The following is a 10,814-nucleotide window of genomic DNA, read 5'->3' as shown; positions in this document are numbered from 1 at the left end:
GCGGCTCGCGCACGCGGGCACCGCCCGGGAGGTCGTCGTACGCGAGACCGCCACCGGCACGGTCCTGCTGCGCCACGACACCGGCCTGGCCGCCGCCCCCGCCCACATCCCCCGCCCCGAGGGCCGGGATCCGCGCACTGCCACCACGTCGACCGCGGCACCATGGTACGAAGAACGCATATCGTACTAATCGGGCTGCCTGGTGAGAGAAGAATTCGACGATGTTCCGCTATCTAGTGCGGCGCCTGCTACAGATGATCCTGGTCTTCCTCGGGACCACGTTCATCGTGTTCGCGCTCATGTTCGCCGGCGGCGAAGGCGACCCGATCCAGAACCTGGCCGGCGAGAAGCCCGTCAGCGCCAGCCAGCGCGCCCAGCTGATCGAGAAGTTCCACCTCGACGACGGCTTCTTCGAGCGCTACTGGTACTACCTGCGTGACCTGGTCACCGGAAACCTCGGGGAGTCCCTGACCGGCCGTGACATCGGCACCCTGATCCTGGATGCGTTCCCGGCCACCGCGAAGCTCGCGACCATCGCCATCCTCGTGACGATCATCTTCGGCGTGACCGCCGGTGTGATCGCCGGCATCCGGCGCGGCAGCATCTTCGACAACTCCACGCTGGTGCTGACCCTGGTCATCATCGGCATCCCCACCGTGGTGCTGGCGCCGATCGGACAGCTGCTCTTCGCGGTGAAGTTCCCGATCTTCCCGGCCACCGCGAACAACCCGCCGACCTGGTACGAGCTGATCCTGCCCGGCATAGTGCTGGGCCTGCTCTCGGTGGCCACGGCGATGCGGCTGACCAGAGCGTCGGTCGCCGAGAACCTGCGCGCGGACTTCGTGCGCACGGCCAAGTCCAAGGGCATGCCCGGCCGCCGCGTCATCGGCGTGCACGTGCTGCGCAACTCGCTGATCCCGATCGTCACCTTCATCGGTGTCGAGCTGGGCTCGCTGATGGGCGGCGCGATCATCACCGAGCGCGTCTTCAACATCGCGGGCGTCGGCAACCTGCTCTACAAGAACCTCAACCTGGGTGACGCCCCGGTCGTCATCGGCACGGTCAGCGTGCTGGTGGTGGTGTTCCTGGTCGCCAACCTGATCGTGGACCTGCTGTACGCGGTGCTCGACCCGCGGATCCGGTACGAGTAGGCGGAAGACAGACAATGAGTGATTTCGAGACTGTGACCGCGACCGAGCTGCACACCGCCACGCCGGGTCCGGCCGGTGCGCCGAACGCGCCGGGCCAGCCGCACACCATGGAGACCAGCAAGCCGCGCAGCGCCACCGCCGACGCGTGGCGTGACCTGCGCCGGCGCCCACTGTTCTGGGTGGCCGTCGCGATCGGCCTGCTCGTCCTGACCATCACGGCCGTGCCCAGCCTGTTCACCAGCGGCGACCCGCTGGCGTGCTCGCTGTCGAACCAGAACGCCGGCCCCAGCGGGGCGGCCATCTTCGGCTACGACTACCAGGGCTGCGACGTCTACACCCGGGCCATCTACGGCACCCGGAACTCGATGATGATCGGGTTCTTCTCCGCGCTGTTCGCCGGTTTCCTCGCCATCGCCGCAGGTCTGACCTCCGGCTTCTTCGGCGGCTGGATCGACGCGGTGATCTCCCGGATCGTCGACATCGTGCTCGGCCTGCCGCTGATCCTCGCCGGCCTGGTGCTGATGAACCGGGTCGACAACGCCGGGGGCGGCAACGGCGCGCGCATCGCCGCGTTCGTGCTGATCCTGGGCGGCCTCGGCTGGACCACCGCCGCCCGCGTCGTCCGCTCGTCGGTCATCACCGCCAAGCAGCAGGACTACGTCGCGGCGGCGCGGATGCTGGGCGCGGGCAACGGCCGCATCATGTGGCGGCACATCCTGCCCAACGCGCTGGCACCGTTCCTGGTCGTGATCACGATCGCGCTGGGCACGTTCATCGCGGCCGAGGCGTCGCTGTCGTTCCTCGGCGTGGGTCTGGAGCCCCCGGCCCAGTCGTGGGGCCAGCAGATCTCGCAGGCGTCCCCGATCGGCCTGGTCCGCACCAACCCGATCCCGCTGCTCGTCCCGTCCACCTTCCTCGCGCTGACGGTGCTCGCCTTCATCATCATGGGCGACAAGATCCGCGAAGCGTTCGACCCGAAGCTCCGGTGATCTCATGACTGACATCCGAGTCGAATCCTCGTACGCTCCGCGCGGCGCTCAGCAGCAGCACCTGCTCGAAGTCAAGGACCTGTTCGTCGAGTTCCACACCCGCGACGGCGTGGCCCGCGTGATCAACGGCGTGTCGTACCACCTGGACCCGGGCGAGACGCTCGCGGTGCTGGGCGAGTCGGGCTCCGGCAAGTCGGTCACCGCCCAGGCGATCATGGGCATCCTCGACATGCCGCCGGCGAAGATCCCCAGCGGCCGGATCCTCTACAAGGGCGACGACCTGCTGTCCATGCCGGAGGAGAAGCGCCGGCAGGTGCGCGGCAAGGAGATCGCCATGATCTTCCAGGACGCGCTGTCGGCCCTGAACCCGGTCTTCCCGGTCGGCTGGCAGATCTCCGAGACGCTGCGCACCCGCGCGGGCATGTCGAAGAAGGACGCCACCAAGCGGGCGATCGAGCTGATGGACCAGGTCAAGATCCCGGCGGCCAAGGCCCGGGTGAAGGACTACCCCCACCAGTTCTCCGGCGGTATGCGCCAGCGCGTCATGATCGCCATGGCGCTGGCCATGGACCCGAAGGTGCTCATCGCCGACGAGCCCACCACCGCGCTCGACGTGACGGTGCAGGCGCAGATCATGGACCTGCTCGCCGACCTGCGCCGCGACCTGAACATGGGCCTGATCCTGATCACCCACGACCTCGGCGTGGTCGCCGACGTCGCGGACCGGATCGCGGTCATGTACGCCGGCCGCATCATCGAGCACGCCGACGTGCACGAGCTCTACAAGAGCCCGGCGCACCCGTACACCCAGGGCCTGCTCGACTCGATCCCGCGGCTGGACTCCAAGGGCACCGAGCTGGCCACGATCAAGGGCCTGCCGCCGAACCTGCTGCGCCCGCCGGCCGGCTGCGCGTTCCACCCGCGCTGCCCGTACGCCAAGGCGGTCTGCACCACTGAGACACCCCGTTCGCTGGACCTCGGGCAGGGCCGGACCAGCGCATGCCACTTCGCGAAGGAGATGCTCGATGGCACACTCCGCTGACGCCGCCCAGGGCGCGCCGCGCCCGTCCGGCGAGCCGCTGCTGCGGGTCGAGAACCTGGTCAAGCACTTCCCGATCACCCAGGGCGTCCTCTTCAAGAAGAAGATCGGTGCGGTCAAGGCCGTCGACGGGGTCAGCTTCGAGCTGCACCGCGGCGAGACGCTGGGCATCGTGGGCGAGTCGGGCTGCGGCAAGTCCACACTGGCCAAGCTGCTGATGCGGCTGGAGACGCCGACCGCCGGCCGGGCCGTGCTCGGCGGCAAGGACATCTTCAAGATGGGCGGCAAGGAGCTGCGCCGCCTGCGCCGCAACGTGCAGATGGTCATGCAGGACCCGTACACCTCGCTGAACCCGCGGATGACCGTCGGCGACATCATCGGCGAGCCGTACGAGATCCACACCGAGGTGGCGCCGAAGGGCGACCGCCGGCGCCGGGTGCAGGAGCTGCTGGAGCTCGTGGGCCTCAACCCCGAGCACGTCAACCGCTACCCGCACCAGTTCTCCGGCGGCCAGCGCCAGCGCATCGGCATCGCCCGCGCGCTGGCCCTGCGCCCGGAGATCATCGTGTGCGACGAGCCGGTCTCCGCGCTCGACGTGTCGATCCAGGCCCAGGTCATCAACCTGCTGGAGAAGCTGCAGGGCGAGCTGAACCTGTCCTACATCTTCATCGCGCACGACCTGTCCGTGGTGCGGCACATCTCCGACCGCGTCGGCGTGATGTACCTCGGCAAGATGGTCGAGCTGGGCACCGACGAGGAGATCTACGAGCGGCCGACCCACCCGTACACGCAGGCGCTGCTGTCGGCGGTGCCGGTGCCGGACCCGGACGCCCGCCTGCACCGCGACGTCATCCGCCTGGTGGGCGACGTGCCGTCGCCGGCCGACCCGCCGTCGGGCTGCCGCTTCCGCACCCGGTGCTGGAAGGCCCAGGAGCGCTGCTCGGTCGAGGAGCCGCTGCTGATCCGCCGCGGTGTCGAGCCGCACCCCAGCGCCTGCCACTTCGCCGAACTGCGCCAGGTCGTGGCGTAACCAGACTCGGGCGCACTTCCTCCCGCCCCGAAAAGAAGAGGCTCCGTCCACCCGGACGGAGCCTCTGCTTTTCTGCCCGGTCAGTGGGCGAAGTGGCGGGAGCCGGTGAGGTAGAGGGTGATCCCGGCGGCCTTGGCCGCGGCGATGGACTGCTCGTCGCGGATCGAGCCGCCCGGCTGGACCACCGCGGTCACCCCGGCGTCGAGCAGGATCTGCAGGCCGTCGGCGAACGGGAAGTACGCGTCGGAGGCGGCCACCGCGCCGCGCGCCCGGTCACCGGCGCGGGAGACCGCGAGCCGGCACGAGTCCACCCGGTTCACCTGGCCCATGCCCACGCCGACGCTGGCGCCGTCCTTGGCCAGCAGGATCGCGTTCGACTTGACCGACCGCACGGCCCCCCAGGCGAACTCGAGGTCGTCGAGCACCTCGGGCGAGGCGGGCTCGCCCGCGGCCAGCCGCCAGTTCGCCGCGTCGTCGCCCTCGGCGGAGAAGTCGTCGCGGGTCTGCACCAGCATGCCGCCGGAGATCTGCCGCAGCTCGACCCGGTTCGGCCGGTACGCCGGGGCCTGCAGGATGCGCAGGTTCTTCTTCGTGCTGAGGATGTCCAGCGCCTCGGTGGAGTACGCCGGGGCCACCACGACCTCGGTGAAGATCTCCGCGATCTGCTTGGCCAGCTCCGCGGTCACCTCGGAGTTGACCGCGATGATGCCGCCGTACGCCGAGACCGGGTCGCAGGCGTGCGCCTTGGCGTGCGCGTCAGCCGCGGAGACCGGGGAGACCGCGATGCCGCACGGGTTGGCGTGCTTGATGACCGCCACCGCGTGCACGCCCGCGAAGTCGTGCACGGTGCGCCAGGCGGCGTCGGTGTCGATGTAGTTGTTGTACGACATCTCCTTGCCGCCGAGCTGCTGCGCGCGGGCCAGGCCCGGCGCGGCGGCGGGGTCGACGTACAGCGCCGCGGCCTGGTGCGGGTTCTCGCCGTAGCGCAGCACGTTCTTGCGCCAGACGCCGAGACCGGCGTACTCGGGCCAGCTCATGTCGGCGGCGGCCGGCTCGGCCGGGGACAGTTCCTGGGCGCACCAGTTGGCCACCGCGATGTCGTAGTCGGCGATGTCGGCGAAGGCCCGCGCGGCCAGCATGCGCCGCTCGCCCAGCGTGAAGCCGCCGGCCTCCAGCGCCGCGACGACCACCGGGTACGCGTCCGGCGAGGTGACCACCGCGACGTTGGCGTGGTTCTTGGCCGCCGCGCGCACCATGGCCGGGCCGCCGATGTCGATCTTCTCGATGCACTCGTCCATCGACGCGCCCGAGGCCACCGTCTCAGAGAACGGGTACAGATTGGAGATCAGCAGGTCGAACGGCTCGATCTCCAGCTCGGACAGCTGCGCCCGGTGCGTGTCGAGGCGCACGTCGGCCAGCAGGCCCGCGTGCACCCGCGGGTGCAGCGTCTTGACCCGGCCGTCCAGGCACTCGGGGAAGCCGGTCAGCTCCTCGACCCGGGTCACCGGCGCGCCGGTCGTCTCCAGCTGCTGCGCGGTGGTGCCGGTCGAGACGATCTCGACCCCGTGCCGCCGCAGCACCGCGGCCAGCCCCTCCAGCCCGGTCTTGTCCCACACGCTGATCAGCGCGCGCCGAATGGGCTTCCGCTCCTCGGTCATGCCACCGCCTCGTTCTTCTCTCCGGTGCGGTGGGCGCCCGGCGACGACTCTCGCCGGCTCATCCCACCCGCACCTTCCTGCCGTTGATGGTCCAGCCGTCGCGGGACAGCCGGCCGACGTAGTCGACGAGCTGGTCGCGCTCGGCTTCCTTGATGCGCTCGGAGAGGGTGTCCTCGGTGTCGTCGTCGAGCACCGGCACCGCGACCTGCGCGATGATCGGGCCGGTGTCCACGCCGCCGTCCACGAAGTGCAGCGTGGCCCCGGCCAGCTTCACCCCGTACGCCAGCGCGTCGCGCGGCCCGTGCATGCCGGGAAACGCCGGCAGCAGCGCGTTGTGGGTGTTGACGTAGCGTCCGCCGAACCGGTCCAGGAACGCCTCGCCCACCAGCTTGAGGAAGCCCGCACCGATCACCAGGTCGGGCTTGTGCTCCGCGGTGAGCTCGGTGAGCGCCTCGTCCCAGGCCCGCCGGTCGGCGAAGTCGGGGACGCGGGCGACGAAGGTGGGCACCCCGGCGGCCTGCGCGCGGGCGAGGCCGGCGATGCCGTCGCGGTCGGCCCCGACGGCGACGACGGCCGCTCCGTAGGCGGGGTCGGCGCAGGCGTCGAGCAGGGCCTGAAGGTTGGTACCGGAACCGGAGACCAGGACGACGAGGCGAGCGGTCACCTCTGCACCCTATCGGGCAGGCCGGGCCCGTCCCCCGCCGGGTATGACAGCCGTTTACGGCGTTTTGCCCGACAAACACGCAAAGAAAGTAGATATTGGGCGAAGAACTGCATTCCAGCACGTGTCGACCTCGGCCTTCGCGCCGGGTGCCCCGCACGTCCTGCCGAACGCGAGGAGCCGAACGTGACGCAACCGCCGAACCCGCCGGAGCGGCCGGAGGAGGAGCCCCCCAGCTGGCCGCCGCCCGTGCCGTCCCGGGAGGACCAGCCGCCCACCCCGCCCTCGCCGGACGTGCCCCCGCCTCCCGGCGAGCCCGTGCCCCCGCCCCCGGAGGGCACCACCTGGCGCCCCGAACCACTGTCGCCGGACGCGCCCGAGCCGGTGACGCCGGCGTCCGCGCCCGAACCGCCGTCGCCGCCCGCAACCTACGAGCCCCCCGCGACGCCCGCCACGTACGAGCCGCCCACGACGCCCGCCGCACACGAGGCGCCCTCGGCCGGCTCCGCCGGCGGAATGCCCTGGCCCGAGCCGCCCGGCAGCGTGGACAACCCGTTCAGCCCGCCGCCGCCGTCGTACCAGCCGCCGCCCACCATGAGCGATCCGACGACGCCGCCACCGCCGACGCCGCCCCCGCCGCCGAGCCCGCCCGGCCCGCCGCCGCCGATGCCACCCGTGCCGCCGCCGCCCTCGCTCGGCAGCGGCGCGTCCACCCCGCCGGGCTGGCCGGAGCCGTCCCACGAGCCGTCACCACCGGTGCCCGCGCCGCCGCCGCCACCGCCACCGGTGTCGGAGCCGTACCGCGACGGCGGGCCGGGGACCGTCTACGGGACCGGCGGCACGCCGCTGCCTCCCCCGCCGCCGCCACCGCCCCCGATCGGGCCGCCCACCCCGCCGCTGGGACCGGGCCAGGGCACCGTCTACCAGAAGGCGGGCGGGCAGAACAACATCCTCGGCTGGATCGCGCTCGCCTGCGGCATCATCGGCACCGGCTGCTGCTGCTGCCCGTGGCTCAATGGCGCGCCCTTCATCGGGGGCATCCCCGCGGTCATCCTCGGCGCGATGCACCTCAACAAGGTCAAGAAGGGCGCGGCCTCGATGGCCTGGCTCGGCTGGGTCGCCATCGCGCTCGGTGTCATCGCGATGATCGCCGCCATCTGCGGCATCGCCACCGGCTGGCAGGACCGCGTCTACGACCAGTACCAGCAGTTCAACTGATCCGAGCGCGACGATCGCCCCGGCCCGTCCCGGCCCGCCGACCACGGCCGGCCGGGACGCGCCGCGTTCGGCTGGTGGGACAGCAGATCCCGGCTGTCCCACCAGTCACATCCGTCACAGCGTGCCATTAGACTCCGGTCGTTTGACCCGGCTCTCCCGAGCCGCCTACACCCCTGGAGTCCGCAATGACCTATGGCTCGCAGCAGCCTCAGATCGACAACAACATGACGATGTCGATCGTCGCGATCTTCCTCTTCTGGCCGCTGGCCATCCCCGCCATCATCAACGCCAACAAGGTCAACCCGCTGCTGCAGGCGGGCGACTACGCGGGCGCCCAGGCCGCGGCGGCCGAGTCCAAGAAGTGGTCGAAGCTCGCCCTGATCATCGGCCCGAGCCTCTACCTGCTCTGCTGCATCTGCGTCATCGTGCTGAACGTGCTCGGCGCGGGCATCGGCAGCACCTACTGATCGATCGCACGGCGTCTTGACGGGCGGCCCCGGCCGCCCGTCAAACCCGGCGGCGCAGCCCCCGCCAGCTCCAGAACCCGGCCACCCCCAGCAGGCCGCCCAGCGTCACCACGAGCGCCGACATCGCCGCCACCTGCCACACGACGGGCCCGGTGCGCACCGCGCCGGTCACCGGCAGCACTCCGCCCGAGGCGTACGCCGCCGCGGCGAGCAGCACCCCCGCCACCACCCCCGCGGCCAGCGCCGAGCCGCACATCCGCAGCCAGCGCGGGTGCGGCGTGACCACGTCCCCGCGCCGCGAGCGCCGCGGGCGCAGCCGACGGCGCGCCATCAGCACCGCCGCGGCCAACCCGCCCAGCAGCGGGAGCACCGTGAGCATCCAGCCGACGCCCCGCAGCGGGCCGTCCGGCACCCCGGCGAAGACGGGCAGCTGCGTCATCGGCAGCGTGCCCGCGGCGAAGCCGGGACCGAGCAGGTAGGACGCCGCCCAGACCGCGAAGTTGGGCCCGTACGCCAGGCTCAGCAGGGTCAGCCCGGCCTGGCCGAGCACGCCGGTGGAGAAGCCGGCCATGTCCCGGGCCGCCTCGCCGCCGTTGATCGCCACCGCCAGCCCCACGGCACCGGCGCCGACCGCCAGCACCAGCAGCGCCGCGACCACCCCGGCCCGCACGCCGTCGCGCAGCAGCACGGGCGTGGCGCGGGCCAGCCGGCGCAGCACGCCGCCCGCGCGCAGCGAGCCGAGCGCCCCGGCGCCCGCGCCCAGCACGGCGAAGTTCAGCCCGGCCCGCCACGGCGTCACCAGCAGTCCGGGCGACTGGGCCAGCGCCGCGGCGGCGAGGCCGAAGCAGCCGTACGCCACGCCGACGGCGGCCGCGGCCAGCGCCGCGTCTCGGAACGAGCCGCTGCCCTGCGCGCCCATGGCCCGGGTGGTGTGCACGCCGGCCCGGTTCACCCGCCACAGCGCGAGCGCGGTGAGCGCCAGCGGGGCGAGCTCCATGGTGCCGAGCTGCCCGTTGAGCGGCACGGTGATGGGCACGCCGTGGCCGAGCAGCCAGCCCGCCAGCACGAAGCGCAGCGACAGCGCCCACTCGACCGGACCCTCGGCGGCGCGGACCGCGACGGTCAGCAGGGTCAGCGGCACCAGCAGCTGCAGCGCCGCCCAGCCGGTGTTGACCAGTGCCGCGACCGGCAGCGGCGCGCCGCGCGGGCGCGGCGGCCCCGCCGGACGGCCGCGCGGCAGCAGCACCGTGTCCATGGTCGAGATGTCCTCGCCCGGCCTGCCGTGCGGGATGAGCACCGTGTCCATGGTGGCGACGTCGTGGTCGGGCGCGTGGTCCGGACCCGCCGGCCGCGACAGGTCCAGTTTGACCGTCTCGCGGACCGCGATCCGGGCGCCCTCCGCGTCGGCGCCGTCGCCGTCGGGGAACCCGCGGTCGGACGCTGCCGGTTGCTCCCCCACCGCGCCGTCGTCCTCGGACGCCGGGCCCGGGTGCGCGGTCCCGCGCTCGCCGGACTCCGCGCGCCGCTGCTCAGGCGGCGTGTCGAGGGACTCACCATGCTCCGTCATCAGGGGTACCTAACCACAAACGAGCGGAGTTGACTACGAACCCTACCCCGTGGCCATTTCGACCCGGTATGTGCATTAGGAGGGTTACGCTGCGTGCAAGGTCGTACTTCGAGGGAGGGTGTCGTGACATACACACCACCGCCGCCGGCCAACCCGCCGCCGCCACCACCGCCGCCGGTGCCACCACCGCCGCCGCCGGGGATGCCGCCGGCGGGAGCTCCCCGGGCGGGGGGCGACAAGGTGACGCTGTGGGGCGTGATCGGCATCGTCACGGCGCTGTGCTGCTGCGGCGTGCTCGGCATCGTCTTCGGCTGGCTGTCGGTCCGCGAGGCCAAGCAGTTCGGCAAGTCGCCGGTGCTCGGCTACATCGCGATCGCGCTCGGTGTGCTGGCGATCCTCCGGGACATCTTCGTGTGGCCGAAGTACCTCAGCGGCCAGTGGAAGATGAACTGACGGGCTGGGGGCGCCATGACGAACGAGCCACTGCCGCCGTACGAGCCGCCGGCTTCGACGCCGGGCTCGACGACACCGCCGCCGGTGACACCACCGCCGTCGCCACCGCCGCTCGGGCCGCCGCCACCGCCGCCACCACCCGGGTCGCCGTACGAGCCGGCGAAGACGCCGGGTCCGGGCGGGCGCGACAACGTGCAGCTCTACGGCATCATCGGCATCGTCACCGCGGTCGCCTGCTGCGGTCCGCTGGGCATCCTGTTCGGCTGGCTGTCCATGAAGGAGGCGCGCGAGCGCGGCCAGGACCAGACGCTGGGCAAGGTCGGCTTCTGGCTGGGCATCGCCTTCACCGCGATCAGCGTGCTGGGCGCGCTGGCCTGGTGCGCCGCGCTGGCCATCGGCGGCAGCATGTCCAGCAACTACCACTACTGACCGGGTACGCGGAAAGGGCGCCCTCCCGCCTGGAGGGCGCCCTATACGATTTGCGGCCGCGGTTCCGCCACCAGGACAGATCGGAAGAGCGTCGGGGTGGGAAAGAGTGTTACAGGTGCGGTGTAGATCTCGGTGGTGGCCGGATCATTAAA

At 71.9% G+C, this 10,814-nt stretch carries 12 protein-coding genes; 9 read left to right on the top strand and 3 right to left on the bottom strand.

Features of this window, described 5'->3' with window-relative positions; genetic code table 11:
- The 5 genes from AB0J67_RS36040 to AB0J67_RS36020 all read left to right on the top strand — a co-directional run.
- Positions 1-190: hypothetical protein (locus AB0J67_RS36040; protein WP_363489412.1), on the top strand; the 190-nt coding region annotated here is incomplete at its 5' end.
- Between the two features lie 31 nt (positions 191-221).
- The gene (locus AB0J67_RS36035; RefSeq protein WP_363489410.1) at positions 222-1,151 is read left to right on the top strand and encodes an ABC transporter permease; all 930 of its coding nucleotides are present in this window, start codon (positions 222-224) and stop codon (positions 1,149-1,151) included.
- Positions 1,152-1,165: 14 nt separating this feature from the next.
- The gene (locus tag AB0J67_RS36030) at positions 1,166-2,140 is read left to right on the top strand and encodes an ABC transporter permease (protein ID WP_363489408.1); all 975 of its coding nucleotides are present in this window, start codon (positions 1,166-1,168) and stop codon (positions 2,138-2,140) included.
- A 4-nt stretch (positions 2,141-2,144) separates the two neighbouring features.
- Entirely contained in the window at positions 2,145-3,182 is a 1,038-nt protein-coding gene (locus tag AB0J67_RS36025; protein ID WP_363489406.1) for an ABC transporter ATP-binding protein, read from the top strand.
- Positions 3,166-4,209 (top strand): dipeptide ABC transporter ATP-binding protein, encoded by a 1,044-nt coding sequence (locus tag AB0J67_RS36020; protein WP_363489404.1) that lies wholly within the window; start codon positions 3,166-3,168, stop codon positions 4,207-4,209. The genes AB0J67_RS36025 and AB0J67_RS36020 overlap by 17 nt, the downstream gene beginning before the upstream one ends.
- Before the next feature lie 80 nt (positions 4,210-4,289).
- Here the strand turns inward: AB0J67_RS36020 and purH are convergent, their stop codons facing one another.
- Both purH and purN read right to left on the bottom strand, forming a co-directional pair.
- On the bottom strand, positions 4,290-5,867 hold the full coding sequence (purH, locus tag AB0J67_RS36015) for a bifunctional phosphoribosylaminoimidazolecarboxamide formyltransferase/IMP cyclohydrolase (protein ID WP_363489402.1): 1,578 nt from the start codon (positions 5,865-5,867) through the stop codon (positions 4,290-4,292).
- A gap of 58 nt (positions 5,868-5,925) precedes the next feature.
- Entirely contained in the window at positions 5,926-6,531 is a 606-nt protein-coding gene (purN, locus tag AB0J67_RS36010; protein WP_363489400.1) for a phosphoribosylglycinamide formyltransferase, read from the bottom strand.
- A gap of 183 nt (positions 6,532-6,714) precedes the next feature.
- Between purN and AB0J67_RS36005 the strand changes: the two genes are divergently transcribed.
- Together AB0J67_RS36005 and AB0J67_RS36000 are read left to right on the top strand one after the other, a co-directional pair.
- A complete protein-coding gene (locus tag AB0J67_RS36005) occupies positions 6,715-7,746 on the top strand; it encodes a DUF4190 domain-containing protein (protein ID WP_363489398.1) in 1,032 nt (343 codons plus the stop codon).
- Between the two features lie 185 nt (positions 7,747-7,931).
- Entirely contained in the window at positions 7,932-8,213 is a 282-nt protein-coding gene (locus AB0J67_RS36000) for a CD225/dispanin family protein (protein ID WP_363489396.1), read from the top strand.
- Between the two features lie 40 nt (positions 8,214-8,253).
- Here the strand turns inward: AB0J67_RS36000 and AB0J67_RS35995 are convergent, their stop codons facing one another.
- The gene (locus AB0J67_RS35995; protein WP_363489394.1) at positions 8,254-9,780 is read right to left on the bottom strand and encodes a DUF6350 family protein; all 1,527 of its coding nucleotides are present in this window, start codon (positions 9,778-9,780) and stop codon (positions 8,254-8,256) included.
- A 201-nt stretch (positions 9,781-9,981) separates the two neighbouring features.
- On the opposite strand from AB0J67_RS35995, the gene AB0J67_RS35990 reads away from it, so the two are divergent.
- Positions 9,982-10,233 carry a hypothetical protein gene (locus tag AB0J67_RS35990; protein ID WP_363489414.1) on the top strand — a complete coding sequence of 84 codons (252 nt, stop codon included), beginning with the start codon at positions 9,982-9,984 and terminating at the stop codon, positions 10,231-10,233.
- A gap of 15 nt (positions 10,234-10,248) precedes the next feature.
- Positions 10,249-10,662: a hypothetical protein gene (locus tag AB0J67_RS35985; protein WP_363489392.1), complete on the top strand. Its 414-nt coding sequence runs from the start codon at positions 10,249-10,251 to the stop codon at positions 10,660-10,662.
- Positions 10,663-10,814: the final 152 nt, after the last annotated feature.

It is taken from the genome of Catellatospora sp. NPDC049609 (assembly GCF_040675365.1).
Taxonomy (GTDB): domain Bacteria; phylum Actinomycetota; class Actinomycetes; order Mycobacteriales; family Micromonosporaceae; genus Catellatospora.
This window is presented reverse-complemented; position numbering and strand designations above follow the sequence as displayed.

Coding starts and splice junctions, on each gene's coding strand:
- AB0J67_RS36035 (WP_363489410.1), top strand. CDS start 222: ATGTTCCGCTATCTAGTGCGGCGCCTGCTACAGATGATCCTGGTCTTC.
- AB0J67_RS36030 (WP_363489408.1), top strand. CDS start 1,166: ATGAGTGATTTCGAGACTGTGACCGCGACCGAGCTGCACACCGCCACG.
- AB0J67_RS36025 (WP_363489406.1), top strand. CDS start 2,145: ATGACTGACATCCGAGTCGAATCCTCGTACGCTCCGCGCGGCGCTCAG.
- AB0J67_RS36020 (WP_363489404.1), top strand. CDS start 3,166: ATGGCACACTCCGCTGACGCCGCCCAGGGCGCGCCGCGCCCGTCCGGC.
- purH (WP_363489402.1), bottom strand. CDS start 5,867: ATGACCGAGGAGCGGAAGCCCATTCGGCGCGCGCTGATCAGCGTGTGG.
- AB0J67_RS36000 (WP_363489396.1), top strand. CDS start 7,932: ATGACCTATGGCTCGCAGCAGCCTCAGATCGACAACAACATGACGATG.
- AB0J67_RS35995 (WP_363489394.1), bottom strand. CDS start 9,780: ATGACGGAGCATGGTGAGTCCCTCGACACGCCGCCTGAGCAGCGGCGC.
- AB0J67_RS35990 (WP_363489414.1), top strand. CDS start 9,982: ATGCCGCCGGCGGGAGCTCCCCGGGCGGGGGGCGACAAGGTGACGCTG.
- AB0J67_RS35985 (WP_363489392.1), top strand. CDS start 10,249: ATGACGAACGAGCCACTGCCGCCGTACGAGCCGCCGGCTTCGACGCCG.